At 41.5% G+C, this 25,123-nt stretch carries 26 protein-coding genes; 24 read left to right on the top strand and 2 right to left on the bottom strand.

Annotated elements, in window-relative coordinates:
- Nucleotides 1-733 precede the first annotated feature (733 nt).
- From G603_RS0113395 to G603_RS0113355, 8 genes are all read left to right on the top strand, one after another.
- Nucleotides 734-2,446 (top strand): S41 family peptidase, encoded by a 1,713-nt coding sequence (locus G603_RS0113395; RefSeq protein ID WP_026670552.1) that lies wholly within the window; start codon nucleotides 734-736, stop codon nucleotides 2,444-2,446.
- Between the two features lie 46 nt (nucleotides 2,447-2,492).
- Entirely contained in the window at nucleotides 2,493-3,266 is a 774-nt protein-coding gene (locus G603_RS0113390; RefSeq protein WP_026670551.1) for a PrsW family glutamic-type intramembrane protease, read from the top strand.
- A 15-nt stretch (nucleotides 3,267-3,281) separates the two neighbouring features.
- Nucleotides 3,282-4,115: a CPBP family intramembrane glutamic endopeptidase gene (locus tag G603_RS0113385; RefSeq protein ID WP_026670550.1), complete on the top strand. Its 834-nt coding sequence runs from the start codon at nucleotides 3,282-3,284 to the stop codon at nucleotides 4,113-4,115.
- 470 nt (nucleotides 4,116-4,585) lie between these two features.
- Nucleotides 4,586-4,957 (top strand): helix-turn-helix domain-containing protein, encoded by a 372-nt coding sequence (locus G603_RS20410; RefSeq protein WP_029232844.1) that lies wholly within the window; start codon nucleotides 4,586-4,588, stop codon nucleotides 4,955-4,957.
- The gene (locus tag G603_RS0113370; RefSeq protein ID WP_026670549.1) at nucleotides 4,958-5,506 is read left to right on the top strand and encodes a hypothetical protein; all 549 of its coding nucleotides are present in this window, start codon (nucleotides 4,958-4,960) and stop codon (nucleotides 5,504-5,506) included. It begins immediately after the preceding gene.
- Between the two features lie 315 nt (nucleotides 5,507-5,821).
- The gene (locus G603_RS0113365; RefSeq protein WP_026670548.1) at nucleotides 5,822-6,307 is read left to right on the top strand and encodes an EndoU domain-containing protein; all 486 of its coding nucleotides are present in this window, start codon (nucleotides 5,822-5,824) and stop codon (nucleotides 6,305-6,307) included.
- Entirely contained in the window at nucleotides 6,304-6,657 is a 354-nt protein-coding gene (locus G603_RS0113360; RefSeq protein ID WP_236845909.1) for a hypothetical protein, read from the top strand. The genes G603_RS0113365 and G603_RS0113360 overlap by 4 nt, the downstream gene beginning before the upstream one ends.
- Entirely contained in the window at nucleotides 6,638-7,312 is a 675-nt protein-coding gene (locus tag G603_RS0113355) for a DUF4417 domain-containing protein (protein WP_026670547.1), read from the top strand. The genes G603_RS0113360 and G603_RS0113355 overlap by 20 nt, the downstream gene beginning before the upstream one ends.
- Nucleotides 7,313-7,716: 404 nt before the next feature.
- Here the strand turns inward: G603_RS0113355 and G603_RS0113345 are convergent, their stop codons facing one another.
- The gene (locus tag G603_RS0113345; RefSeq protein WP_026670545.1) at nucleotides 7,717-8,580 is read right to left on the bottom strand and encodes an AraC family transcriptional regulator; all 864 of its coding nucleotides are present in this window, start codon (nucleotides 8,578-8,580) and stop codon (nucleotides 7,717-7,719) included.
- A 150-nt stretch (nucleotides 8,581-8,730) separates the two neighbouring features.
- Here G603_RS0113345 and G603_RS0113340 point away from each other — a divergent pair, with 150 nt between their 5' ends.
- From G603_RS0113340 to G603_RS0113315, 6 genes are all read left to right on the top strand, one after another.
- Nucleotides 8,731-10,101: an ABC transporter substrate-binding protein gene (locus G603_RS0113340; RefSeq protein WP_026670544.1), complete on the top strand. Its 1,371-nt coding sequence runs from the start codon at nucleotides 8,731-8,733 to the stop codon at nucleotides 10,099-10,101.
- Nucleotides 10,102-10,160: 59 nt separating this feature from the next.
- Complete coding sequence (locus tag G603_RS0113335; protein WP_026670543.1) at nucleotides 10,161-11,051, top strand: carbohydrate ABC transporter permease; 891 nt, start codon at nucleotides 10,161-10,163, stop codon at nucleotides 11,049-11,051.
- Between the two features lie 15 nt (nucleotides 11,052-11,066).
- Complete coding sequence (locus tag G603_RS0113330) at nucleotides 11,067-11,912, top strand: carbohydrate ABC transporter permease (protein ID WP_026670542.1); 846 nt, start codon at nucleotides 11,067-11,069, stop codon at nucleotides 11,910-11,912.
- Nucleotide 11,913: 1 nt separating this feature from the next.
- Entirely contained in the window at nucleotides 11,914-14,166 is a 2,253-nt protein-coding gene (locus tag G603_RS0113325) for an alpha-galactosidase (RefSeq protein ID WP_026670541.1), read from the top strand.
- Between the two features lie 9 nt (nucleotides 14,167-14,175).
- Complete coding sequence (locus tag G603_RS0113320) at nucleotides 14,176-14,982, top strand: Cof-type HAD-IIB family hydrolase (protein ID WP_026670540.1); 807 nt, start codon at nucleotides 14,176-14,178, stop codon at nucleotides 14,980-14,982.
- A gap of 179 nt (nucleotides 14,983-15,161) precedes the next feature.
- A complete protein-coding gene (locus tag G603_RS0113315; RefSeq protein WP_026670539.1) occupies nucleotides 15,162-15,818 on the top strand; it encodes a C39 family peptidase in 657 nt (218 codons plus the stop codon).
- A gap of 92 nt (nucleotides 15,819-15,910) precedes the next feature.
- Here the strand turns inward: G603_RS0113315 and G603_RS0113310 are convergent, their stop codons facing one another.
- The gene (locus G603_RS0113310) at nucleotides 15,911-16,792 is read right to left on the bottom strand and encodes a LysR family transcriptional regulator (RefSeq protein ID WP_026670538.1); all 882 of its coding nucleotides are present in this window, start codon (nucleotides 16,790-16,792) and stop codon (nucleotides 15,911-15,913) included.
- A 104-nt stretch (nucleotides 16,793-16,896) separates the two neighbouring features.
- Between G603_RS0113310 and G603_RS0113305 the strand changes: the two genes are divergently transcribed.
- The 10 genes from G603_RS0113305 (at nucleotide 16,897) to G603_RS0113260 (ending at nucleotide 25,093) form a co-directional block, all read left to right on the top strand.
- Nucleotides 16,897-17,121, top strand: a complete 225-nt coding sequence (locus G603_RS0113305; protein ID WP_026670537.1) for a hypothetical protein — start codon at nucleotides 16,897-16,899, stop codon at nucleotides 17,119-17,121.
- A 22-nt stretch (nucleotides 17,122-17,143) separates the two neighbouring features.
- Nucleotides 17,144-18,145, top strand: a complete 1,002-nt coding sequence (locus G603_RS0113300; protein WP_026670536.1) for an alpha/beta hydrolase — start codon at nucleotides 17,144-17,146, stop codon at nucleotides 18,143-18,145.
- A gap of 37 nt (nucleotides 18,146-18,182) precedes the next feature.
- The gene (locus G603_RS0113295) at nucleotides 18,183-18,725 is read left to right on the top strand and encodes a flavodoxin family protein (RefSeq protein WP_026670535.1); all 543 of its coding nucleotides are present in this window, start codon (nucleotides 18,183-18,185) and stop codon (nucleotides 18,723-18,725) included.
- Nucleotides 18,726-18,737: 12 nt separating this feature from the next.
- Nucleotides 18,738-19,322 carry a cyclophilin-like fold protein gene (locus tag G603_RS21640; RefSeq protein WP_051207876.1) on the top strand — a complete coding sequence of 195 codons (585 nt, stop codon included), beginning with the start codon at nucleotides 18,738-18,740 and terminating at the stop codon, nucleotides 19,320-19,322.
- 90 nt (nucleotides 19,323-19,412) lie between these two features.
- Nucleotides 19,413-20,216, top strand: coding sequence for a protein-ADP-ribose hydrolase (locus G603_RS0113285; protein ID WP_026670533.1), 804 nt, complete (start codon nucleotides 19,413-19,415; stop codon nucleotides 20,214-20,216).
- Entirely contained in the window at nucleotides 20,200-21,087 is an 888-nt protein-coding gene (locus tag G603_RS0113280) for an SIR2 family NAD-dependent protein deacylase (RefSeq protein WP_081669938.1), read from the top strand. Before G603_RS0113285 ends, G603_RS0113280 begins: the two co-directional genes overlap by 17 nt.
- A 287-nt stretch (nucleotides 21,088-21,374) precedes the next feature.
- The gene (locus G603_RS21635; RefSeq protein WP_051207871.1) at nucleotides 21,375-22,640 is read left to right on the top strand and encodes an alpha/beta hydrolase-fold protein; all 1,266 of its coding nucleotides are present in this window, start codon (nucleotides 21,375-21,377) and stop codon (nucleotides 22,638-22,640) included.
- 270 nt (nucleotides 22,641-22,910) lie between these two features.
- The gene (locus tag G603_RS0113270) at nucleotides 22,911-23,489 is read left to right on the top strand and encodes a TetR/AcrR family transcriptional regulator (RefSeq protein WP_026670531.1); all 579 of its coding nucleotides are present in this window, start codon (nucleotides 22,911-22,913) and stop codon (nucleotides 23,487-23,489) included.
- Nucleotides 23,490-23,677: 188 nt separating this feature from the next.
- The gene (locus G603_RS0113265) at nucleotides 23,678-24,697 is read left to right on the top strand and encodes an NAD-dependent epimerase/dehydratase family protein (protein WP_026525878.1); all 1,020 of its coding nucleotides are present in this window, start codon (nucleotides 23,678-23,680) and stop codon (nucleotides 24,695-24,697) included.
- A gap of 36 nt (nucleotides 24,698-24,733) precedes the next feature.
- Nucleotides 24,734-25,093 (top strand): dihydropteridine reductase, encoded by a 360-nt coding sequence (locus G603_RS0113260; RefSeq protein WP_026670530.1) that lies wholly within the window; start codon nucleotides 24,734-24,736, stop codon nucleotides 25,091-25,093.
- Nucleotides 25,094-25,123 lie beyond the last annotated feature (30 nt).

Raw genomic sequence — 25,123 nt, 5'->3', positions numbered from 1 at the left:
AGCATTGTGGCGGAAAAGTGATTGATCATCATAGACAGAAACCGTTACTTTGTTGATATACAGGAATAATACTTACAAAAACCTCGCATATGGGAGGTTTATTTCTGATACCCTAAAATATAAAAAACAAAAGACATAAGGTATGCTATTATCTAATTAGGCAGTAAAACTGGTAAGCTCCAGGAATTGAAACCCCATATGTATAGGCTCCACGGACGCTTACTTTGTTCAATTAGGTTAAATCGCAATAAGATCAAACGAAAGGGCAGTTATTGTTATAATTCAAGCTGCTTTTTCGTTTGACCTTACAGCGATTCTAACCTAAAGAATTTGTCGGGCTGAAGTTGGCGTGTTATATTGGAAGATAATCTTACAAAAAACAGACAAAGATTTAATGGGTAGAAAGTAAAATCAGAGTATTATTTTTGATTGCGGTTATTAAAGCTGCCACCAGCAGCATACAGTAGCCCTGAGCTTTCTACCGTACGCAGCAGGTAAACAGCAACTCGTCCTAGAAATGCCACAAACACAGCACTTAGGACATTGAAAAAGTTCTCAAAGAGATAATCATCTGCTGTTGCAGATTACAGAAGACTCGGTACAATGTACCGGGTCTTTTTGTATCTATGCATTATTTATGGATTTTTAAGACTATCGCTAGACGGAATGTTGTAAAATTTAAGAGGAATATAAAGCCTCGACGGAGCTAAGATAAGAAAAGAGGAGACGATTAATGAAAAAGCGTTTATGCAATCAGCTCTGGATAGTTTCAGCATTGACCATATTGGGGAGTACTCTTTTGATTGCCTGTGGGGCACCATCCGGAAACGCTCTTAGTGAAATGGAGATTCCGTTATATTTTCACTCTGTTGATAATGAGGAAAGTATCAAACTCTGTTTTGCTGATGAAAGCAAAGAGGTTCCCTACTTTGACATTGATACTGCCGTCTCCCTCATAGAGAGAGTCAATCACGAGATTATCGAAGATAAAAACTATGCACTGACCACTTCGGCCCAGGGCTCAGTGGTAACAATTACCCGTGAAAACCAGTATCCTATGCAGATAGACTGCGATAAAGACACAATTAGTTTTTATGATTTTGATGCTTTTTTCGTTCCGTCCTGGACAAGCACGGTTATAGATGTACTGCAGCCGGATAGTGCCTTTGAGGGCCTTGTTCTCTCAGAGGAAAACTCCTATAGCCGCTTTGGTTCGGAGGTGGTTTTTGATCTTAAAAAATATGGTATAGACCTGATTGAAGAGAATGGTAAATGCTATATACCCATGCAGACATTAAGTGATATCATGCTGTCTCTTCCGAGTTATGTATGCCTTCTATACAATAACGAAGGAGTATTTGTCTATGAGTATGGTTCAGAACCCGGCAGGGAGCTTTTGAGGAAGTATTATGAAGCACAGCCCAAGGAGGGCAAAAGCGAGGGACTTGCGGACTATACATATAACGAATTATGTATGATGATGGATCATTTTTATGGTTTGAAAGAAAGCCATGGAATTGAGGATTTTGATGAATTCTTTACTGAAACAGCTCTTCGTGACGCATTAAGGAGTACTGATCCTGAGATGTCTGCAAGGGCGATGAGAGTTTTGATGGATCTTTACATTGATGACTTACATAGCGGGTATATGCTTAATTCGTGGCGGATTGGCATGGATGCGCAAATCGACGGGATGACCGGCAAGTCAATTCGAAACATGAGTGATTCGGCGATGAAGTATTATACCGCCAGAGAAAAGTATTATCCCGACGGGATTCCCGGATACGAGGAAGTCGGAAACACAGCATACATCACCTTTGATAGTTTCCGGGCAAAAGATAAGGATGCTGATTATTATAAGGACGCACCTACCGCTGATACACAGGATACTGTTGGCCTTCTTTTGTATTCATATTCACAGATTACGAGAAAGGGAAGCCCTGTCGAGAATGTAGTTATTGATTTAAGTATGAATTCCGGAGGAGACACCGTCACTGCAAGTTTTATGATAAGTCTGTTTCTGGGAGAAGGTTCAGTATGTATCCAGGATACACTGACAGGTGCTTACGCCAATGAATGTTTTCGTGCAGATGCCAATCTTGATGGTGTATACGACGAAAAGGACTCGCTCCTAAACTACAATCTGTACTGTATTACCTCATCTATCAGTTTTTCCTGCGGTAATCTGGTGCCGAGTGTATTAAAATCGTCGGGGCAGGTTACTATTTTAGGACAACAAAGCGGAGGCGGCGCATGCACAGTGATCCCATTTTCAACAGCAGATGGAACTCTGCTTCAGATGTCCGGCAATCGCCGTCTGAGCTACATGAAAAACGGTTCTGTGTATGACATTGACCAGGGTGTAGAACCGGACTATGTGATACATCAGCCTGAGCACTTCTATGATAGAGAGGCCTTGACTGAGTATATAAATAATCTGTACTGAACGATAAGGACACCTATTTAATGCAAATTAAGGAGGAGAATTATTCATGGACGCAAAAACAATTATTATTTCAATTATTGCCGCATTACTTGCCTTTGTTATCTGTGGATTTATCTATCAGCGAATGATCAAAAGGGAAGTTCCGGAGCCTATAGGGAAACTACAGGCAATCCTGCCGGTTGTTTTGGGATGTATTTGCGTACCGATTTCCGCCGGTTCCGGGATTGGGTTATTGGCTGTATTAAGAATCATCGGGATAGAGGGTGCAAAAATGCAGGCGCTATCGGCAGCTTTCTTTACAGCATTTTTTATGGCCGGTGGTGTGGAGGAAGTGTTTAAGTTTCTTGCAATCATCATAACGCTGGTTGCTCTGAAAAATAAGGTACGCAATGTTTATGAGTATATCCTCCTGGGAGCAGCGGTTGGATTTGGCTTTACGTTTGTAGAGGACTTTACTTTTGGAGACTCGATTATTGTGTTACTAATCAGAACTCCTTTAGCGTTCACTCATATGACATTGAACATGATAATGGGAGAGCTTATAGGAAGAGCCAGGTACAACAAATTAAAGGGCAAAGGTCCGACGGCGCTGTACTGGGCTTTGGCAATCATCATTCCAACTGCTTTACATACTCTGTATGATGCCGGAACAATTTTTAACTATCCGGTTATGAAGAATGGCGATTTTATTGTAGGTGGCATACTTGGCGGAGTAGCAGTTTTGACAAATATTGTTCTTTTGATCTATGTGCTGGTAAGAGCCAAGAAGAACGCTGAAAAGTTCTCTGCTCTTTCTGTCTTACCTGAAGACGCGCAGTAAAAGAGGAGAATACCAATGCTTAAAAAGTACATTGAATTCATGAAAAGATCTCCACTGATTACTGCTGCGCTCTGCATAGTATATGTTGTCGTATGTTTCAAATCAGTGCCGACCCAGACGCATTTTCAGTTTTTCATCGTAAGAACGATGCTATGTGGAGCAGCGTGTTTTTTCCTGTATCAGATATCGGGAGACAAGACCCTTGCATCCAGCTATAATTCAACAAGTTATGTTTTGAAGTATTCTGTTGGATTTCTGATAGTAGCCTTTTCACTTGGCACTATTGTGTTGGTTTCAGATATAAGTGAAAAAAGGCCGCTTTTGCAGAATCCTGTTCTGGAGCTGTTTGTTGTGTTCCTCATGTATATGTCTGTGGGGCTTTTTGAGGAGTTGTCCTTCAGGGCTGTTATCAACGATGCGATCATATATAAATTCAGGAATTGGAAATATGTATTTGTACTTGGGGCAGTTGTTTCCTCGCTTGTCTTTGGAGCAGTACATGTTTTAGGTGGATTTGATCCACTCTCAGCAATGGCTTGGGGACAGGCTATTGGAAAAACTCTTGAAGCAAGCCTTTTCGGACTTGCTCTTCTGATACTGTACTGGAAAACAAGAAATATATGGGCATGCGGACTGGCGCACGGACTAAATGATTTTCTTACTGATTATACCTCAGGATTATTTATTCCCGAAGAGGGTCTTGGTTCCTATGTCCGGACGGGTGAAGATGCAGCTAAATTACTTTTGGTCTATGTCGGACTGATAGTAATCAATCTGGTCTTTGTTCTGATCATATGGAAGAAAGTCGGTAAGACAATTGATTTTGAAAAGATAAGGCGCGAGTGGTAGGAGGAATTGTATGAAATGCAAGCGTTCCGAAGCAGGATGGGGACTATGGGATTTCGCAAGAAATCTCATATGAACGTGACTATTGAGAAGGCTTTATACTCAGATCAGTCTGGAAATGAAAGAATATGATGAAACAGAAAGATAGATCTGTTTTTAGGATGAAATAACAGAGTTGCCACCAGCCGCATACAGTAGCCCTGAGTTTTCTACCGTACGCAGCAGGTAAACAGCAACTCGCCTTACAAATGCCCAAAACAAGGCACTTAAGGCAATGAAAAAGTTCTCAAAGAGATAATCGTTTCACAACGTATTACGTCTCTGGACAATTATATACGACTTATTACACCTCAGGACAATTGTCCTGGGGTGTTTTTACAATCTGTAGTTAACCTGAAAATGGTTAACTAAATTACTTGAATTTAATATAATTCAGTGATACGATAATTGATATAAAGAAAGGAGCTTGTATCATGTCATATACAAAATATGGTGAATTTGTACGTGTGTTAAGAATCAAGCATCATGAAGTAATGGGCGATATGGCTGAAATACTTGGAGCTTCATTGCCGTTTATTTCAGCAGTAGAAAATGGAAGGAAAAATGTACCTGCTGAGTGGGTAGCAAAATTGGTTGAACACTATCATCTCTCATCAAAAGAAAGAGCAGAATTAGAAGAGGCTATAGAAGAATCAAGGGCGCAATATAAAATTGATTCAAAAAAGGCAGGGAATGCACAGAGAAAAGCAGTGTTAGCATTTGCTAGAGCATTTGACGAGATGGATGATGATACGGCAATTAAAATACTGGAATTATTAAGCAAAAAGGAGGATACATCAAAGTAAATGGATTACGAAACAAAACCAACTAGTAGAAAAGATTTACGAAGATTTGCAGTGTATTTTAGAGAATTGTTTGATGTTCCTCTTTCAGGACCATTTCCTGTCTTGGAGGTACTTGATAAGTTAAGAGATGTTTTTGAGGACTGTGATTATGAGATTGTTGAAGATAAGAAACTTGCTCCACAAACAATGGCAAGATGTACTCCAAATGATAAAGGCGGATTTACAATCGAGATAAAAGAGACAGTGTACTGGGGAGCATACAAAAAAGGTATTGGAGCGTTTCTTGGCTTTATATGTCACGAAATTTGCCATGTTTTCTTATTTGAAATAGGATTTACACCTCTTTATAACAGAAGCTTTGAGGATAATGAAGTACCTGCATATTGCAGTGTTGAATGGCAGGCCAAGGCATTATGCGCGGAGGTTATGATACCATATGAAGAAAGTAAGGGAATGAAGCCTAAGCAAATTGTAGATAAGTACCATGTTTCACAAGCTTTTGCTGCAAATAGGAGAAAATTGGATAGAGCTGATAAGAAAAAACATTGATAAATGAAAAAGCTTAATACATCATGTTTTTCATTCAGAGAAAGGAGGCGAAAATGATAAGAGGCTTTACGTAGATAAAGAAAAAACGCATAACTGTTGGCGCAGTTATACGTTCTCTCGAAGAAAGACTCAGTAGAATCTTTCATAATCGGTATATACTATTCTACTTCAATCTTTCTTAGAGAGCAATAAAAATGTAACTGAAAATTCTTTATTGTTTGGTCAAGTATGATTCTTGACAGAAAGATGAGGAGAAAATGGAAAAAGTAATTGTTTTAGTTCCTTGTCTGTCGACTATGACAGGAGGGAACGGCTATGGGTACAACTAAATCAGGAAGAACCTTAAATACGCATGGAGCAAGAGGACAAGCTAGTCAGTATGCAGTGGTTCATTCTAATGAAGGAGATTATACAAAGGCATCAAAAAATAATAAGATAAGGCTTAAGCGTGGTGGGCACGGACAAGCTGGAATGAATGAACTTGATAAGTATGGAATAGAATATCATGTTGTAAAGACGTATCCAAATGGAGTTCGCATTGGATATATTCCGAATCATAAAGAAAAAATGAAACAGTCTGGAATGAATCAATCCTGGTTTCCTAAATCTTGGACAAGCAAAGATATAAAGCATGCTGGCGAACATGTAGCAAATCTCAAAGCAAATCGTCATGTTCAAGATGGAAAGCGAATTTATGGAATGTGGAAGGGTGTTAGAGTTGGTGTGATAAAGACTCATGGACAGATAGGGACGATATTTCCTGATGCAAAGCAACCGACCAAGAAAGGAAGCAAAAAATGATGGATGTTATCAAGTTTAGAGAGATTATAAAACAGCGAGAAGAGACAGATGATGAATGGGATTATGGCGTAGAACAATGTTGGAAGCAAGAAGTAGAGCTTCTTACTAAAGATATTCCTTCAACAATTGAGTTTTTAAAAAATGATTGTACAGCCGAAGAGTATTCTTGGATAAGCGAGGTATTAGATGATATTGTGGAATTGGTGCCTAGCCAAGAACTCGTTCAGTGTTATAAAAATCTTATGACAAAGTTCCCTGAGGAATGCTCCAAATACAACATTGCCGGAAGCATTGAGAGTGCTGAAGCAATTCTTAGATGGGAGGCAGAACATGGGAAAGGCGGTAACTAATCTAGTTGATGAAGGATTTAGAGTCTCTTTGGTTGAAACTGCATTTTTTGACGGGAAGTATGAAATACCACATATCGATGCACCAAGCAAAATCATTATACCTAAGGGTATGGTTCCGTTCTCGTTAAGAGAACGGAGCCAGGATAAAAGCGATTTTGTTTGCTTTTATGAGCATGATATCAACTTTCGTGAGATTCTAACGAACACTGAAGAATATGTCGATGATCTAAGAAGGTTTCCAGGAATTATAACGCCAGATTGTTCGCTTTATATTGATGCTCCATTATGTGTCCAGATTGCAGATATTTACTTGAATAGGGCAGTAGGATACTATTTAAGCCAACAAGGAATATATGTTGTTCCTAACATTCGGTGGGGAGATGAAAGAACTTATAAAGCGGATTTTCTCGGAGAAAAGGTTGCGTTTAAGGGTGTAGATAAGTATAGTATTGTTTCTATTGGAACATATGGCCAAATCAAATCAGCTGAATCCAAAAGGTATTTTAGAGAAGGTCTAGAAGAAATGCTGAAGGAACTTGAGCCAGAAGTTGTTCTTGTTTATGGATCTATGCCTGATAAGATATTTTGTGGACTTTATGATAAGACGAGGTTCATACAATACCCTGATTGGACTACACGTATGAAACAAAAATGATTATCATAAGGGTGAATTGCCACCAGCCGCATACAGTAGCCCTGAGCTTTCTACCGTACGCAGCGGGTAAACAGCAACTTGAAGGAGAGATGCCTAAAATACGGCACTTTCACTTCATTAAAAGTTCTCAAAGAGATAATCATTTATCTATACGAGATTACAAAGCATTATACAAGAGAGCCATCCGATTGGATGGCTCTTCAGACTGTAGACAAAGTCCGCGGCGATGCCGCGGATTTTTCTTGTATAAAAGTGCCACAAATCCAGTGCTTATCTGGGATTGAGGCACTTTTTTGTTATAATAGAAGTATCAAAGTTGGGGATGGGGACAGCCATTATGATGACTTCTAATACTGAAAGTAAACGTGAACAGATGCAGATTGTGAGCATGCACAACTTACAGACTAGTTGGCTAATGCAGCGGAACCATTTTCTCTGTAGCTACTGGGAGAGCAACCTGTGTGCTTTTTAAATGCCTTGGAAAAGGTAAAGATATCAACGTAACCAACAGCGTTACCTATATAACTTATGGAGAGATCTGATTCCCTCAGCATCTTCTGGGCTGTCTGCATGCGATAAGTCTGCAGATATCCTTTTATTGTGTAACCTGTGGCATCGTGAAAAAGGCGAGAAAGATAACTTCTGTTAAGACCACAGATACCCGCAATATTTTCAATGGTGATTTGTTCAGAGAATTTCAGCTGTATATATTTGATCACGGTTCGCACATATTGAAGCTGCTGGCTTTCTGCTGATGCTTCGTCTATGTGGCCATATTCTTTTCTCAGGAAATCCATTATTTCATAAATCTTTGCGATGCAATAGTATTCCCTTTCATAGTTTTCAAATATCTCATTGATTGATGCGCCAAAAATATCATCCATGCTATTTGGCGATGAAACATCAAGGACCGGACTGTTTTCTCCAAGACCAATTTCCTTAAGGAGTGCAAGAAACTCCGTCCCTCCTATGTGAAGCCATCTGTAGCTCCAGGGTGTATCTTTGTCTGCTTCATAGTACGCAGAAATGCCGGGAGGTATAAAAAAAATCTGATTTTCACGGATATTATGTGTCTTATCCCCTATCTTCAGTATTCCCTTACCGGCGAGGACATAGTGAATTATTCCTCTTGACCGTATGATCGGGCCGTAGGAGTATCCGGGCTCGCAGGCATAGCTACCTATCTCATAGAGCCTGACTTCCGCGCTATTGTCGTAATCAGTAAATGCACAAAAATCGAAACCGACACCATTTTCTTTCATCTGCATAATAACATTACCCCCGACTATGATTGTCACAAAATGACAAAAGCTAATAACATAATAGCATACCCTGAATGGTCTGTGTAAATTAGAATAAGTTTTGTTCGAAGGGTTCGGACAGGAAACGTAAGATCAGGTAAAAAAGGGAGGAAGAAAATGAGTAAGAAATTAGTGGCACTGTTATTATCATCAGTTATTACAGCCGGGCTTGTGGGATGTGGAAGCAGCGAAGGTGTGCAGACAGCTCCTTCGGCAAATGCTGAAACAGAACAGACAGCATCCTCAGATGCAGCCGTCAGTGCGGGTGGATATACCACAGACTCTATTACAATAAATATTTGGGACTCAAATCAGCAGGCCGGCCTTCAGGCTATCGCAGATGACTGGAGTGCAAATTCAGGCGTGAAGGTAAATATTGAAGTCATTGACTGGGATAATTACTGGACACTTCTTGAGGCAGGTGCTTCAGGTGGTGAGATGCCAGATGTATTCTGGATGCATTCAAACACAGCACAGATGTATATGGAAAATGACATCCTGCTGGATCTTACAGATTACATCGCAGCAGATGCCTCTGTAAATAAGGACAACTTCTATGAAGGAGTTTGGAATCTGTACAGCAGTGGCGGCAAGCAGTATGCACTTCCCAAGGATCATGACACTATAGCACTCCTTTATAACAAGTCAGTTTTTGACAAATATGGTGTGGAGTATCCCACTGATGATTGGACATGGGACGACATGTATGAGGCAGCTAAGGCAATTACTGAAGGATCAGGCGGAGATGTCTACGGTATGGCAATGAATACCTCAAACAACCAGGACGGCTGGTACAACCTCGTTTACGATTACGGCGCTCAGGTGATCACAGATGATCATAAGGGAACAACCATCGGATCTGCAGAGGGTAAGGCCGGAATGGAGATGGTAAGAAAGCTCCTTACAGTTGGCGCTCCTCAGTCAGTAGTTGCTGAGACAGGAACAGATTCACTGTTTATGTCAGGTAAGGCAGCCATGATCACACAGGGCTCATGGATGATCAACGCATTCTACACTGCAGAAAACCATAATGACTATGCTTGGGCAATGCTTCCTTATGCTGATACAAATTCAAACGGAACATGTGATGCAGGAGAGAGATACTCTGCATACAACGGACTTGGCTGGGCTGCCAATGCAAATGTAGCTGATCCCAAGGCATGCTATGACCTCATTTCTTACTTCTGTTCCGAAGAAGGCCAGAAGAAGCAGGCACAGCTTGGAGTAACCATGGGAGGACTTAAGGGTGTTTCAGAGGACTTCTCAGATGCTTTTGAAGGAATGGATGTATCCGCCTTTGTAAGAGCTGAGGAAGAGGGAGATCTGTTCTTCCGTCCTTACACAAGAAAGACTACAGTCTGGGAAGATGCTCTTCAGCAGCAAGGTGGATTCCTTGATGCATGGCAGAATCCCGAAGATAGTGCACTGATGGCAACTGCCTGTGACAATGCACAGAAGATAATTGATGATGCTATTGCAGCAGAGTGATCTGTGAAAAATGAATGCCGGGGGACACCTCGGCATTCACCATATCTTTGGAGGGTTATATGACTAAGAAAAAGATGACTCCGTCTCAAAAGAGACAGGCAATATGGGGATGGGCCTTTGTATTACCAACGATTTTAGGACTGATCGTACTGAACTATTATCCTGCGATCAATACTGTATACCAGTCTCTTTGCAAGACCGGAGATTTTGGAAAAGGGAACATATTTGTAGGATTTAGCAACTACAAAGCTGTGCTGGGATCGGCAGAAGTGTGGCAGTCCCTCTGGAACACTGTAAAATATGCGATTGTTGAGGTGCCACTAGGAATCGTGATAGCTCTTTTGCTGGCGGTTCTTATGCAGAAAAAGCTTGCTGGAAAAACTGTTTTCCGCACTCTTTTTTTCCTTCCGATGGTTTGCGCACCTGCTGCAGTTGCAATGGTTTGGAAGTGGCTTTACAATCAACAGTTTGGACTTCTGAACAATGTTTTTCATACGAATGTTGCATGGATTTCAGACCCAAAGATAGCCTGGATCAGTGTAGGCATAATCGGTGTATGGTCAATTATTGGATACAACATGGTCCTGTTCATTGGAGGGCTTCAGGAAATTCCTAAGGATTACTACGAAGCAGCGCAGATTGACGGAGCATCGTCTATAAGGCAATTCTTTTCCATAACAGTTCCACTGCTTAGCCCTACGACCTTCTTTATAGTTCAGACAAGGATTATAGGAGCACTCACGGTATTTGATCTTATGTTCATGGTAATGGACAAGACAAATCTTGCCCTTAATAAGACCCAGTCAATTGTGTACCTGTTTTACACCTATGCTTTCACCAACGGCAACAGGGGGTATGGTGCCGCAATAGTAATGGTACTCGTGGTATTTATCATGATAGTTACGTTCTTCCTTCAGAAGCTTGAAAAGAAGATCGTTTATTACAATTAAGAAGGGAGAACGAGGATGGATAGCAGCATCAGTACAAAATATACTGTAAATAAAATAATCACTTATACAGTCCTTATAATCTTTGCAATTATTATGTTAGTGCCATTTGTATGGATGATACTTACGGCCATTAAAACCAATCAGGAAGCTATATCTGTGGATCCGTTTTTTATTTTTCCCCACAATGGATGGCATTTTGAGAACTTTGTAACAGTATGGAAGAGCTACAATTTCATAACATTATACAAGAACACGATCCTGTTCATAATATTCCGCGTTATCTGCGCATGCCTTACTGCGACCATGGCAGGATATGCCTTTGGAAGGCTTGAATTTCCCGGAAAGAAGATATTGTTCTCTCTGGTGCTTATCCAGATGATGATACCTGCACAGATATTTGTGATTCCACAATATCTGATGGTGTCAAAGTTACATATTTTAAATACCACAGCGGGCCTTGTCTTCCCGGGACTTGTTACAGCATTCGGCACCTACCTGCTAAAAACGGGATACCAGTCGCTTCCCAAGGATCTGGAGGAAGCTGCGGCAATTGATGGCTGCAACATCGGACAGACATTCCTTTTCATAATGATGCCCCTTACCAGATCATCCATGGTTTCGCTGGGAATCTTTACGGCGCTCTTTGCTTTTAAGGACCTTATGTGGCCAATGATAGTCTGCACAAATGCAAGCACTACGACTCTCAGCGCGGGACTTGCCAAGATGCAGGGACAGTATGGAAGTGACTATCCTGCCATGATGGCAGCTGCGGTTCTTGCTATTGTACCTATGATCGTAATATACATAATATTCCAGAAGCAGTTTGTTGAGGGTATTGCAACCTCAGGAGGAAAACTTTGATATGTCGATAATATTTGATAAAAAGAGTAATTGCTTTTCCCTGATGACCGCAAACACAGAGTATCAGATCAAGATAAATGAGCTGGGAATGGTACTTCACACCTACTACGGTAAAAGAGTGAGTGGCTTTGATATGGGGTATCTGATCAAGGAACTGGACAGAGGGTTCTCGGGGAATCCCTATGAATGCAGGGACAGGAGAGGCATATCTGCAGACACGCTTCCGCAGGAGTACTCAACTGACGGGGCAGGAGACTACAGGCTAAGTGCACTGTCACTTATTCTTTCAAATGGTTCAGGGACGGCCGATCTCAGATATAAGAGTCATGAGATCATTAAAGGGAGAGATGAGCTTAAGGGACTTCCATATGTAAGAGCGGAGAAAGATAAGGTTGACACTCTGAAGATATATCTTGAAGATAAGGTGGCACATCTTCTTGTAGTATTGTCATACCAGGTATTTGAGGAGAAAGATATTATTTCAAGATATTCTGTCATAAGAAATGAGTCCGGAGGAGATATCTTTTTAAATAAAGCAGCATCTGCCTGCCTGGACCTAATGGGAAAGAATCTTGACCTTATTCATTTTCACGGTCGCCATGCTTTTGAAAGACAGCCTGAGAGGTGCAGGGTCGGACATGAGATTCACAGGATAAGTTCGAAGAGGGGAACCAGCAGTCACCACAACAATCCCTTTGTGATCCTCTGTGACAGGAATACGGACGAGTGGCAGGGTGAGAGCTATGGAATTATGTTGATGTACTCGGGAGAGCACGCCGAGGAAGTGGAAAAAGATCAGGCCGGAACAATCCGCGTTGTGAGTGGAATATCTGATGACCACTTTCGATGGAAATTGTCCAAGGGAGAAGAGTTTACAACTCCTGAGGTAATGCTGGCATTTACAGATAATGGGCTCTCAGAGCTTAGCTTACGCTTCCACAGGATCATCCGTGAAAATGTATGCCCTAAGGAGTTTCGCGACATTAAGCGCCCTGTCCTTATGAATAACTGGGAGGGTACCTACTTTGATTTTGATGATGACAAGATAATGGATATAGCCGACAGTGCCAAAGAAGCGGGCTGTGAGATGCTGGTCCTTGATGATGGCTGGTTCGGAGCAAGGAATGATGATCATGCAGGACTTGGCGACTGGGTGGTCAACAGGGATAAGCTAAAGAAGGGTATGGATGCCATTGCTGTTCATGTGGAGAGCCTTGGTATGAAATTTGGCCTGTGGTTTGAGCCGGAGATGGTCAATGAGGATTCTGATCTTTACAGGGCACATCCCGACTGGGCGCTCACTGATCCCGACAGAAAGCCGGTGATGGCAAGAGATCAGTTGGTGCTTGATATGTCAAGGCCTGAGGTTATAGAATATTTGTATGAGAGTATATCAACGGTGCTTAGGAGTGCTAAGATATCCTATATCAAGTGGGACTTCAACAGATCACTGTCAAATGTCTTTTCCAGAGGTCTCTCCGCAGACAGGCAGGGAGAAGTTGCCCACAGGTTTGTTCTCGGTTCATACAGGCTGATGGAGAGATTAAGGGAGAGTTTCCCTGATGTGATGATTGAGGGATGTTCGGGTGGCGGCGGAAGGTTTGATGCCGGAATCCTGTTCTACTCACCTCAGATATGGTGCTCTGACAACACCGAGGCGATCAATCGTCTGAAAATACAAAAGGGCACAACCTACGGTTATCCGGTGAGTACGATCGGAAGTCACGTGTCAGCTTCGCCCAACCACCAGACCGGCCGCGAAGTACCGCTTATGACAAGAGCAATTGTTGCAATGGCGGGAACCTTTGGCTATGAGCTTGATCCGAGGACACTCAGTGCAGACGAGAAGGCAATGATCCGCCGGCAGATAGACGTTTTTAACAGATACTATGATCTGATACAGAGGGGAATGTACCTTCGCCTGTCAGATGAACTTGACGAAGAGTACTACACATCCTGGGGATTTGTGTCAGAGGATAAGTCCGAGGCGCTTCTTAATCTGGTGGTCACCGATGTGAGAGCCAATCCGGAAGTTATATACGTTCGCATGAGAAATCTTGATCCTGAAGCGATGTATGAGGTCGATAACTGTATCTCATCGTGTGAGAAGGTTCCGGAAAATGATGTGGGAGAGAAAGCAGATGTAATTGGACATGTCTTTAGCGGAGCTGCGCTAATGAATGCAGGCTATGCCTTTGATCCCGTGTTCGGTTCATACCCGGCAATACAACTTCATTTTAGAAAGAAATGTTAAGAGACATCAATGGATTTCAAAATAGTTTTTTCAGATATAGACGGAACAATTCTAAATAGTGAACATAGAATGCTTAAGGGCACACTTGATGCAATATTTGCCCTAAAGAAAGCCAATATCCCTTTTGTCATTGCGACAGCAAGAGGACCATCCGGAGTACGGCCGATTTTTAAAAGATACGGGTTTACCTGCCCAATGATCTGTTATAGTGGGGCGCTTATCATTGATGAAAACGATAAGATAATGTACTCGGAGGGATTTGATGTCGATGACGCTAGGGATATTATTTCTTATATAGAGGCGGAGAAGATTGACTGTACATGGAATATCTATTCAGAAGAATTGTGGATTGTAAATGACAGGAATGACCGACTGGTCCGCGCAGAAGAGGAAATCGTTGAGGTCTGTGCAACAGAGGGCGGCATAGAGCTTCTTCCAAAAGATGCAATCATAGGAAAGCTCCTTTGCATATGTGAGCCTGAAGCAATATGTGGTATAGAAAATGAATTGAAAAAGAGATTTCCAAAGCTGTCGATAGTTAAATCCTCAGATGTTCTTCTTGAAATCATGGGAAAGGGTATTACAAAGGCCGACGGAGTCAGGCGAGTATGCTCGTATATGAACATCCCGCCGGAGAAAGCTGTTGCTTTTGGTGATCATTTTAATGATGCAGAAATGCTACGATCTGTAGGATTCCCTTTTCTGATGGGAAATGCTCCGGAGGAATTGAAGAAGGAATTCTCGTGTGTGATCGGAAGTAATGATGACGAGAGCATTTCAGAAGCCTTTAGGAGTATTGGCCTATTATTGGAGTGAGGGAGATGAATAACTGATAGTGCAATAGGCAGGGGCGTGAAAACGCCCTTGTTTTAGGTACATAATATTGAGCAGGATGGTAGATATAGGTATAATTATAAACAGTTGCTACAAAGAAAAATTTAAGTATTTTTGAATAGATTAACTTTCAGTATTATACGCGACAGAGGAGGCATCATTTGAAAAAGGCAATTCGCGTTATTCTCATTTTTATAGCACTGATTATTATTGTGCTGGCGGGACTATTGATAAAGTTACAGATTCAGACAGAAAGAATCCTTACTGATTATTCATCTATATATATAGATGATAAATATAGTACTCCGGTTTATGTTGATGGAGTAGAAGTAATAACTCAGGATGTTTCCTGTGGTTATGCCTGTATTGAGATGTTTTCTGCATGGAATGGGGGAAATCTGACAGAAGAGGAGCTGTACAATGAATATGGTAAGGTTATAACCTCAACAGGAGATAAGTTCTGCGAAGAAATGAACAAGCGCTTTCCGGAGTACACTACGTCTATCCATAAATACATGTCAAACACGGAACTGATAGATGCAGCTTATGAAAATCTGGCAAGAGGAGTACCTGTGCCATTTGAGTGGGCAGCTAAGTATGGTGATGTGTGGACTCTTCATTACTCCTTGCTCGTAGGGATGGATATACCTAATAACAAGATAACTATAGCAAATCCTTATGGCTATGTTGAGGAGATATCCATAGACGAATTTCTGCAGAGAACAAGCTTTGAAGCCTATGAAAACATGCAATTTTATTTCAAATTAGCATTTGCTATAGGCATGTTTGAGAAAAACACAATCTTTACAGTACAATGAAGATTAAGCTTTAACTTTCAGTTAAATGTATGAGTACAATGAACATTTTGTATCTGAATAAAACCGGAAGATAGAACGGGAAGAGAATTTTGCTACGGTTTGTGGAACGATGTTTTGATCTGTGTAAGGAATTTTTCAGCTATGGGAGTAAAAGAAGGATATTTATTCCATATCAGATACAACTCGGATGTCTGTTTAGGTGAAAGGGGACGAAAAACAAGCCCGCTCTCTTTGGAGCAGTCGATCAGATGCTCAAAGGTTAGCAGGATCCCAAGCCCTTCCTTTGCAAACATGGAACCGTTATAGGACAGACGGAAAGAGCCCTCAAGATGAAGCTTGTCAAAACTATCCCTTGCCCACCCGGGAATTTCGTTGTTCCAGCTTTGTTCAGAGCAGAATAATGGCCTACCGATAAGATCCTTTACTCTAACGGACTTCTTCTTGGCGAGAGGGTGATCAGCAGGCATGACAGCTCCCCAGACATCGGCTTCCGGAAATTTCAAGTAATCGTATTTGGCAGAGTTTGGCTTTTCACATAATACCGCAAAATCAAGCAGGCCTTTATCAAGTTTTTCCGTCACCTGCTCGGTATCTCCACTGGTGATATGGTAGGTAAAACCGGGATATCGGTTCTTTAACTTGTGGATTTCTTTTGCAAGATGCCGTATCTGAAAGCTTTCTGCCAGTCCAAAATAGATATCCCCGCCGGTGATATCGTCAAGGGTGATGAATTCCTGTTCTATACGGTCGGCCATGGCGATGAGATCTTCCGCACGGTCGCGAAGAAGCATCCCCTCATCAGTCAGGGATATGCTAAAGCTGTGACGTGTAAATAACTTTTTTCCCAGTTCATCTTCGAGTGATTTTAATGTTTTTGAAAGCGTAGGCTGTGTGACATGAAGCATGTCCGCAGCCTTTGTCATATTCTCTTCCCTTGCGACGGCAAGGAAGTATCGCAGGCTTTTGATCTCCATAGAATCCTCTCGCTGATATTCACTTTTGGAATATCACGATATTCATTTTATTCATTAGCGAAGAATTCGTCAAGTAAATATAATGAGGATACGAGGTAGGACAGATGGAAGTAAAAAACCTGATAGAAAATCTTACAGACAGTGGATGCTCTGCGGAAGGAACAAAGAGAGCAAAAGCACTTTACGAAGCCGGAGATATGGACGGGCTCGTAAAGTATCTTCGAAAATGTCGATGTGATCTGGTGGAGGAAATGCACGACAGTCAGAGGAAGGTTGATAGGATGGACTATCTGATCAGACAGACACAAAAAGAAGCGGATAAACAGTGATAAGAGAACGGAGGATGCAATCATGATCAAAAAGGAAGAACTGAAACTGGTAACTGAATGGGACAAAACATTCCCTATGAGCGATAAGGTAGACCACAGCAAGGTGACCTTTGTGAACCGATATGGGATAACACTTGCGGCAGATCTGTATGTACCGGGGGATAAAGAGGGCAGACTTCCCGCAATCGCAGTATGCGGTCCCTTTGGTGCAGTTAAGGAGCAGTGCAGTGGATTGTATGCGCAGACCATGGCAGAGAGAGGCTTTCTGACAATAGCGTTTGATCCTTCTTTTACCGGAGAAAGTGGCGGGAATGTAAGATATATGGCTTCCCCGGATATCAATACTGAGGATTTCATGGCGGCGGTTGACTTTCTTTCCCTGAATGACAGAGTTGATCCTGACAGGATAGGGATCATAGGTATCTGCGGCTGGGGCGGAATGGCGATCAATACGGCGGCACTTGATACGAGAATAAAGGCAACCGTGGCATCCACCATGTATGATATGACCAGGGTGAACGCAAAAGGTTACTTTGACAGTGAGGACAGTGAAGAGGCACGTTATGAGAAGAAGAAAGCTATGTGTGCTCAGAGGTTGGAGGATCTGAAATCGGGTGATTATAAGCTTGGCGATGGAGTTGTCGATCCGTTGCCTTCGGATGCACCTTTCTTTGTTAAGGATTACCATAGCTATTACAAGACCGATCGTGGATATCATGCAAGAAGCCTTAACTCTAATGGTGGTTGGAATGTGACCGGATGTGAGTCTTTCATAAACCAGCCCATCCTGAAATATTCAAACGAGATCAGAAGTGCAGTATTACTTGTCCATGGAGAAAAGGCACACTCATGTTATTTCTCAAAGGATGCTTATGCAGATATGATTAAAGACAGCAAGTATGCTGATAATAAAGAACTTATGATAATCCCTGATGCGGTGCATACAGATCTATATGATGGCGGAGATAAGGATTATATTCCTTATGACAAGCTGGAGAGCTTCTTTAAGGAGAATTTTAAGTAATGATAACGGTTGAAGAAATAATAAAGGATGGGATGATATGAGTAAAGTGTTAGTGATTTCTACAAGTCTTCGAGCAAAGAGTAATTCCGATATACTTACGAAAAAGCTTATGGAGGGAGCAAAAGCTTCAGGTCATGATGTGGAACATATAAGCCTGAAAGGGAAAAATATCAGTTTCTGTATAGGATGTCTGGCCTGCCAGAACACTCAGAGATGCATCATTAAAGATGATGCTGTTGAAATTGCAGAAAAAGTAAAGAATGCAGATACCCTGGTTTTTGCAACACCAATCTATTACTACGAGATGAGCGGACAGATGAAGACTCTTTTGGATAGGCTCAATCCGTTGTATCCTTCAGACTATAAGTTCAGGAATGTATATATGCTATCTGTTGCAGCTGAGGATGAAGAGTTCGTACCTGAAAAGGCAATTAGTGGACTTCAAGGGTGGGTTGACTGTTTTGGAAAGGCAGAATTTTCAGGGTCCTTATTCTGTGGAGGAATAGGTGATATGGGCGAAGCATCTGGGAAAACAGAAGAGTTAAACGAAGCTTTCGAGTTTGGAAAGGCTTTAAAATAAAGGAAGTTTGATATGAAAGGAAAAATGATTTTGATAGCATTCTGTATGACAATCATGTTTTGTATGAGCGCCTGTTCAGGGAATACAATAAACTCCGGTGATAATCAGAATGCAGTAACTGAAATATCAACATCAGAAAATGTTGAAACAGAAAGCTCAGAAGAGAATGATGAGCTGGAGGGAGATGTTATGTATCAGCTGGCAGAAAAAGATGAATCAGTAGATGATGAAGCTATTGGAGATAGTACAATGATAATGAAGATTGGCGATACAAAAGTTAATGTGGAATGGGAAGACAATCAGGCTGTAGAAGCGCTGCGGGATATGGCTAAAGATGGTGATGTTACCATTCAGATGTCAATGTATGGTGGTTTTGAACAGGTGGGTTCCATAGGACAGAGTTTGCCACGAGATGATAAACAGACGACAACATCATCAGGGGATATAGTTCTTTATTCAGGGAATCAAATGGTTGTGTTCTATGGGTCTAATAGCTGGTCATACACACGGTTAGGTCACATATCTGATAAGGATGAGGCTGGCATGACTGAGTTGCTTTCAAATGGCGATGTTACAATAACTATTAGCATGGGATAGGGATTATTAAAGTGGAAATATATTGGTACAAAAACGGTGGCTACAAGTCGAAAGATTAATAGTCACTATTTTTTTAGAAGGAGGTGGAATATGTCAAAGAATACAACACAGGAAGAACGTCTTGATTATCTTGTAGAAGAGTTCAAGGAAGATTCTGATGAATATAAGAATTTAAAGACTCCAAATAGTACGGAAGATAAAAGACGAATCCTAAGGTCGCTTATGAACATCCGTATGCCAAAAGAATTATCTTCTGAAGTAGTGAAAGTACAGGATGAATATCTGACAGAAAGAGCGGCTGAAAAGGGTGTGGTGAATCTATCAGACATCCCGGTTATCAGGGACGGACTATCCATCTGGCAGGGTGATATTACGAGACTTTCGGTGGATGCTATTGTTAATGCCGCTAATTCGCAGATGCTCGGTTGTTTTGTCCCGATGCATACTTGCATAGATAACTGTATCCATACTTTTGCAGGAGTGCAGTTGAGAGCTGAGTGCAACAGGCAGATGAATGAACTTAGAATCAGATATGGAAGAGATTATGAACAGCCTACTGCCGTTCCAATGCTCACTGATGCGTATAATCTTCCGGCAAAGAAAGTTATTCATATAGTAGGACCAATTGTCCAATACAAACTTACTCCTGAATTGGAAAAGGATTTGGAGAACTGCTATAGAAACACTTTGGATATGTGTGCTGAAAATGGCCTGAAGAGCGTTGCTTTTTGTTGCATTTCAACGGGAGTTTTTCGTTTTCCGAATCAGAAAGCTGCCGAGATTGCGGTAGAGACTGTATCGGAATGGCTCCGTGAAAATTCTGGTAAGGTAGAAAGGGTGATATTCAATGTTTTCAAAGATGAGGATAAGGCCATTTATGAAAAACTTATATGATGAGCAAATAAAAAGGCTTTTGCATGAAATCAAGGAAGCAGACGCAATTGTCATTGGAGCAGGAGCGGGACTATCAACATCTGCTGGTTTAACATATAGCGGCAAGCGTTTTGAAAAATACTTCTATGACTTTGCCAAAAGATTTGGAATAAGAGATATGTATTCAGGTGGTTTCTATCCGTTTCCGAGCGAAGAAATACGCTGGGCCTGGTGGGCGAGACATATTTATTTTAACAGATATATTAATGCTCCAAAGCCAGTGTATAGGGATCTTCTTAAGATGGTTTTCGATAAGGATTATTTTGTTATCACAACAAATGTAGATCACCAGTTTCAAAGAGCAGGTTTTGACAAGAAAAGACTGTTCTATACTCAGGGTGATTATGGTTTGTTTCAGAGCGTGAATCCTGCTATTCAGAAGACCTTTGATAATGAAGAGTGGGTAATGAAAGCTATGGAAGCACAAGGTTTTGTAAGAGATGATCAGGGAGTATTTCAGGTACCGGTTGATGGTAAGCTACTGATGGAAATTCCTTCTGAGCTGATTCCAAAGTGTCCTGATGACGGCTCTGATATGACTATGAATTTGAGAGCTGACGATTCTTTTGTCGAAGATGAAGGATGGCATAGGGCATCTGCGGCATATTCTGATTTTATTCGTAGACATGAGAATCTTCACGTTCTTTATCTTGAACTTGGAGTGGGAGCCAACACCCCTGTTATAATAAAGTATCCATTCTGGCAGATGACGCTGGCAAATGAGAAAGCGGTATATGCCTGCTTAAATTATGGCGAAAGCTATTGCCCGGAAGAAATTGCAGATAGAAGTATATGCATTGATGGTGATATAGGAGAAGTATTTGAGACGTAGATTCTTTAAATGTCTGCAAAATGTGGTTGTAAGATAACTCGGGAATACAATGTATGAAAAAAGACAGCGCAAGAAGCTGGAAGAGAAAATAAGTAACTAATGATTTCAGAATATGTTTAGAGGCTCTTTAGGTTGGATTTAGTTAACGGATATATCATGAGAATGTAAACTGAAGAACAGAACTCTTAGAAATTCTGGAAACAGGCTTACTGCGAATGGTAGCTCGCAATATAAAATACTCCAAAACTTTATGATAAACAGGAACAGATAAATGGAGGAATTTTATAATGTTCAAGAAATTAGCAACTATTTTGACAACATGTGCGATAACCGTATCTGCAGTTGCTTGTGGAAGCCTGGCACAGCAAGCAGATAGTACCCAGACCGTATCATCGGAAAGCACCCAGGAAGCAAGTGATTCATCTGAAGAGGTAAAAGAAGAAGCTTCAGATTCTGCTGCAGAAGCTGAAACAACTACAGATACCGGTTCTATATTAGAGCTGGGACTTGTCAGTAACACGCTTGCGGAAGATGAAGAGGGTCTTGTGGAGACATATACAGATCTTTTTGACCAGCTCACTTATACTGATGAGGAGACAGGTCTTTCTATAACTTATAATCTGTATCTTCCTGAAGGATATGACGAAAATGCAGAATATCCAATGGTTGTGTTTATAGGTGATTCAACAACTGCAGGAACTGATGCGGAGTATTCACTTACACAGGGGCTTGGTGGTCTTGTATGGGCAACATCAGAATGGCAGTCAGTATATCCGACCATAGTAGCTGTACCAACATATCCTGAAACAATTCTTGATGACCATGATGGATATAGTACAACAGAATATGTTGAGCTCACCAAGAGATTTATTGATTACATGTCAGATGAGTACGCAGTAGATACTGATAGAATCTATGGAACAGGTCAGTCCATGGGATGCATGACGACACTCATACTTGCATCGGAATACCCGGATTTATATGCTGCGTGTATGTTTGTTGATGGTCAGTGGGATACGGAACTTCTTTCAAATCTGGAGGGGCAGACCTTCGTTTATTTTGCAGCTGAAGATGATACAAGTGCATGGACCGGAGCGCAGGACCTTATGGCCAGATATGACGCAGATGGCGTCACCTACACATATGCACAATGGGACGGAACATGGTCGGCAGATGAGCTTTCATCAGCTGCATCAGAATTACTCAGTGGAGAAGCTACAGGAGCATACTTCATATCCTGGAAAACAGGAACTATTGATGCAGGAACAGGCAATTCACCCATGGGCGGTGGAGATGGCAGCTTTGGCGAAAGAGGAAACGGCGGGCAGATGAGTTCTTCTGAAGAAGGAGGCCTTTCAAATCCCGAGGCTGCTACAGACGCTTCTTCAGATGTAAGTGAAGATAAGCCGGCAATGGAAATGACCGGCGAGAAGCCTCAAGGAATGATGGGCGGAAATGGTGGAGGCGCCGGAGGCGGAGCTTCATACCATATGGCTTCATTCGACTACGCCTATAACTGTATAGCAGTTATGGAATGGTTGTTCCAGCAGTAAGAAAGCATAATAATTTTAATACGGCACATTACAGCAGCTATGGAGAAATCTGTAGCTGCTTTTATTAAGTAAGGTAAATTGTGATATCATTTGAGTATGAGTTATCGAATGAAATTTCAGAAATGCGCACTACGCTGCGCATTTCGTGAGAATATGATACAAGTGCAAATAGGCCCTGCGACGTAGTCGCACTGGAATGGCCTATTTGTCATATATTCCCGAGCTTTATTCGGGAATATATGAGTCTACAGGTGTTAGGAGTGCTTTGCTATGAACAAGAATGAGAGCAAGTATTTTAAGTCAGCGGAAAAAATGCATACAGCGTTACTGACACTTCTTGACAGTAAAGATTTTGAACTTATTTCTGTTAAGGAGATATGTGAAACTGCTGGCGTAAACAGATCCACCTTTTATCTTCACTATGATAATGTAAATGATCTTCTGCAGGAAACTGTGGAGGCTGTGTATAAAGATTTCTTTGGGCGCTTTGGTGCTGATGGGCCTGGAGCACTTGATATTGATGAAAAAAATGAGGATGAGCTATTTCTTGTAACACCCAAGTATCTGATGCCATATCTGGATTTTGTGGAAGAGAACCGCAAGCTCTTTTACCTGATGTATGAAAAGAATGAGATGATGGGCGCTGAAAAGACTTATGAAACCTGGTTTAAAACTATATTTGGCCCCATTCTTACAAGGTTTGGAGTTCCCCAAAAAGAACAGCCACTTATCATGGTCTTTTATCTTAAGGGCATTATCGGAGTTGTCACTGAGTGGGTACGAGGTGGATGCACCGAGTCAAAAGATGAGATCATAAGCGTCATACAGAAGTGTATCATCAAGCCATAACGCAGTAAAAACACTATATCGGATTTACAAATCAACACTTTTTACAAAACGTGTCGGGACCTGTACTCCTGAAATCAACACATTTTGCAAAAAGTGTTGTTCTTTTTGTGTGCTCATTTTCCTATAATGACTTCAAGCTCAAAGCAAAGAGCAAAAAAACAAATTGAGAATAAGAGAGGAAAAGATAAATGAGCAAAACAAATAAGATGTATCTGGTAACAGGAGCAGCAGGATTTCTTGGAAGCACAGTCTGCAGAAAGCTTGTTGAAAGAAATGAAAAAGTAAGGGCGTTTGTCCTTGAAGGCGACAAGTCAGCAAAATATCTTCCTGAGGAAGTTGAAATAGCATACGGCGATCTTTGTAACAAAGATGACCTGGAAAGATTCTTTGAGACACCTGAAGATACGGAAGTAATTGTGCTTCATATAGCGAGCATCGTAACTGTAAATCCTGATTATAGTCAGAAAGTCATGGATGTAAATGTCGGTGGAACAGAAAACATCATAGAGATGTGCAAAGAGCACAAAGTATCAAAGCTTGTCTATTGCTCATCAACAGGAGCAATACCTGAGGAAGAAAAAGGAACCATAAGAGAGTGCGAAGGATCTATTCCCCTTGATCCTGAGAGAATCAAAGGCTGCTACTCATTGTCAAAGGCTATGGCAACAAACGTAGTGCTCAAAGCTGCAAAGGAAGGCCTTAATGCCTGTGTGGTACACCCGTCAGGAATCCTTGGACCTGAGGATTTTGCAATGGGCGAGACCACCAAGACTTTAGTTGACATCATCAATGGCGAGATGCCTGCAGGAATCGATGGAAGCTTTAATCTGTGTGATGTAAGAGATCTGGCTGACGGACTCATTGGGGCAGCTGATAAGGGCAAAAGCGGAGAGTGCTACATTCTTGGGAATGAGCCTGTCAGCTTTAAGGATTTTACAAAGCTTGTTTCAGAGGAGAGCGGTTGCAAGCAGATGAAGTTCTTTTTACCAATATCAGTAGCAAACCTGATTGCCGGGGTACTTGAGAAAAAGGCTAAGAAGACTGGAGAAAAGCCTCTTATGACAACATTCTCCGTTTACAACCTTGCAAGAAACAACCGATTTGATTCAAGTAAAGCAAGTAAGGATCTGGGTTATACCACAAGGTCATATAGAGAGACCATACGTGACGAGATCAGATGGCTCAAAGAAACAGGAAAGATCGCATAAAAAGGACATTCAAGAGAAAAGAAGGAGAAGAATACGATGAACGATTTAGATAAGGTTTATGCAGAAAGTGTTGCAAAGGATTACATGCCAAAGGAAACAAATAAGGTAAGGCAGCTTAAAAAGCTTGATGAAAGAGCAAAGCTTCCGGCTTTCATTTCGGCAATGACACTGGGGATCATAGGAACTCTGATTTTTGGCACAGGAATGTGCTTTGGGCTGGGCGTCTTTGGAACAGGAGCAGTTTTCATGATCGTCGGAGTACTGCTGGGACTGGCAGGTGCTGCAATCTGCATCACTAACTATCCTTTATACAAGAAGCTTCTGAAAAAGGGCAAGGAAAAATATGCCTTTGAAATTCTGGAACTTGCCAAAGAGATAACAGGAGTAGCACAATGAAGCATACCAGTGCTAAAAAAGCTCTTTACA

This window comes from Butyrivibrio sp. AE3006 (assembly GCF_000424165.1).
Classification (GTDB): Bacteria; Bacillota; Clostridia; order Lachnospirales; family Lachnospiraceae; genus Butyrivibrio.
Note: the sequence above shows the minus strand (reverse complement) of the source record. Positions and strands in the feature narration are given on the sequence as shown.

Coding starts and splice junctions, on each gene's coding strand:
- G603_RS0113335 (WP_026670543.1), top strand. CDS start 10,161: ATGACTAAGAAAAAGATGACTCCGTCTCAAAAGAGACAGGCAATATGG.
- G603_RS0113390 (WP_026670551.1), top strand. CDS start 2,493: ATGGACGCAAAAACAATTATTATTTCAATTATTGCCGCATTACTTGCC.
- G603_RS0113320 (WP_026670540.1), top strand. CDS start 14,176: ATGGATTTCAAAATAGTTTTTTCAGATATAGACGGAACAATTCTAAAT.
- G603_RS0113260 (WP_026670530.1), top strand. CDS start 24,734: ATGAACGATTTAGATAAGGTTTATGCAGAAAGTGTTGCAAAGGATTAC.
- G603_RS0113345 (WP_026670545.1), bottom strand. CDS start 8,580: ATGCAGATGAAAGAAAATGGTGTCGGTTTCGATTTTTGTGCATTTACT.
- G603_RS0113360 (WP_236845909.1), top strand. CDS start 6,304: ATGATGGATGTTATCAAGTTTAGAGAGATTATAAAACAGCGAGAAGAG.
- G603_RS20410 (WP_029232844.1), top strand. CDS start 4,586: ATGTCATATACAAAATATGGTGAATTTGTACGTGTGTTAAGAATCAAG.
- G603_RS0113295 (WP_026670535.1), top strand. CDS start 18,183: ATGAGTAAAGTGTTAGTGATTTCTACAAGTCTTCGAGCAAAGAGTAAT.
- G603_RS0113285 (WP_026670533.1), top strand. CDS start 19,413: ATGTCAAAGAATACAACACAGGAAGAACGTCTTGATTATCTTGTAGAA.
- G603_RS21635 (WP_051207871.1), top strand. CDS start 21,375: ATGTTCAAGAAATTAGCAACTATTTTGACAACATGTGCGATAACCGTA.
- G603_RS0113300 (WP_026670536.1), top strand. CDS start 17,144: ATGATCAAAAAGGAAGAACTGAAACTGGTAACTGAATGGGACAAAACA.
- G603_RS21640 (WP_051207876.1), top strand. CDS start 18,738: ATGAAAGGAAAAATGATTTTGATAGCATTCTGTATGACAATCATGTTT.
- G603_RS0113365 (WP_026670548.1), top strand. CDS start 5,822: ATGGGTACAACTAAATCAGGAAGAACCTTAAATACGCATGGAGCAAGA.
- G603_RS0113310 (WP_026670538.1), bottom strand. CDS start 16,792: ATGGAGATCAAAAGCCTGCGATACTTCCTTGCCGTCGCAAGGGAAGAG.
- G603_RS0113330 (WP_026670542.1), top strand. CDS start 11,067: ATGGATAGCAGCATCAGTACAAAATATACTGTAAATAAAATAATCACT.
- G603_RS0113340 (WP_026670544.1), top strand. CDS start 8,731: ATGAGTAAGAAATTAGTGGCACTGTTATTATCATCAGTTATTACAGCC.
- G603_RS0113370 (WP_026670549.1), top strand. CDS start 4,958: ATGGATTACGAAACAAAACCAACTAGTAGAAAAGATTTACGAAGATTT.
- G603_RS0113325 (WP_026670541.1), top strand. CDS start 11,914: ATGTCGATAATATTTGATAAAAAGAGTAATTGCTTTTCCCTGATGACC.
- G603_RS0113305 (WP_026670537.1), top strand. CDS start 16,897: ATGGAAGTAAAAAACCTGATAGAAAATCTTACAGACAGTGGATGCTCT.
- G603_RS0113280 (WP_081669938.1), top strand. CDS start 20,200: ATGAAAAACTTATATGATGAGCAAATAAAAAGGCTTTTGCATGAAATC.
- G603_RS0113385 (WP_026670550.1), top strand. CDS start 3,282: ATGCTTAAAAAGTACATTGAATTCATGAAAAGATCTCCACTGATTACT.
- G603_RS0113355 (WP_026670547.1), top strand. CDS start 6,638: ATGGGAAAGGCGGTAACTAATCTAGTTGATGAAGGATTTAGAGTCTCT.
- G603_RS0113265 (WP_026525878.1), top strand. CDS start 23,678: ATGAGCAAAACAAATAAGATGTATCTGGTAACAGGAGCAGCAGGATTT.
- G603_RS0113270 (WP_026670531.1), top strand. CDS start 22,911: ATGAACAAGAATGAGAGCAAGTATTTTAAGTCAGCGGAAAAAATGCAT.
- G603_RS0113395 (WP_026670552.1), top strand. CDS start 734: ATGAAAAAGCGTTTATGCAATCAGCTCTGGATAGTTTCAGCATTGACC.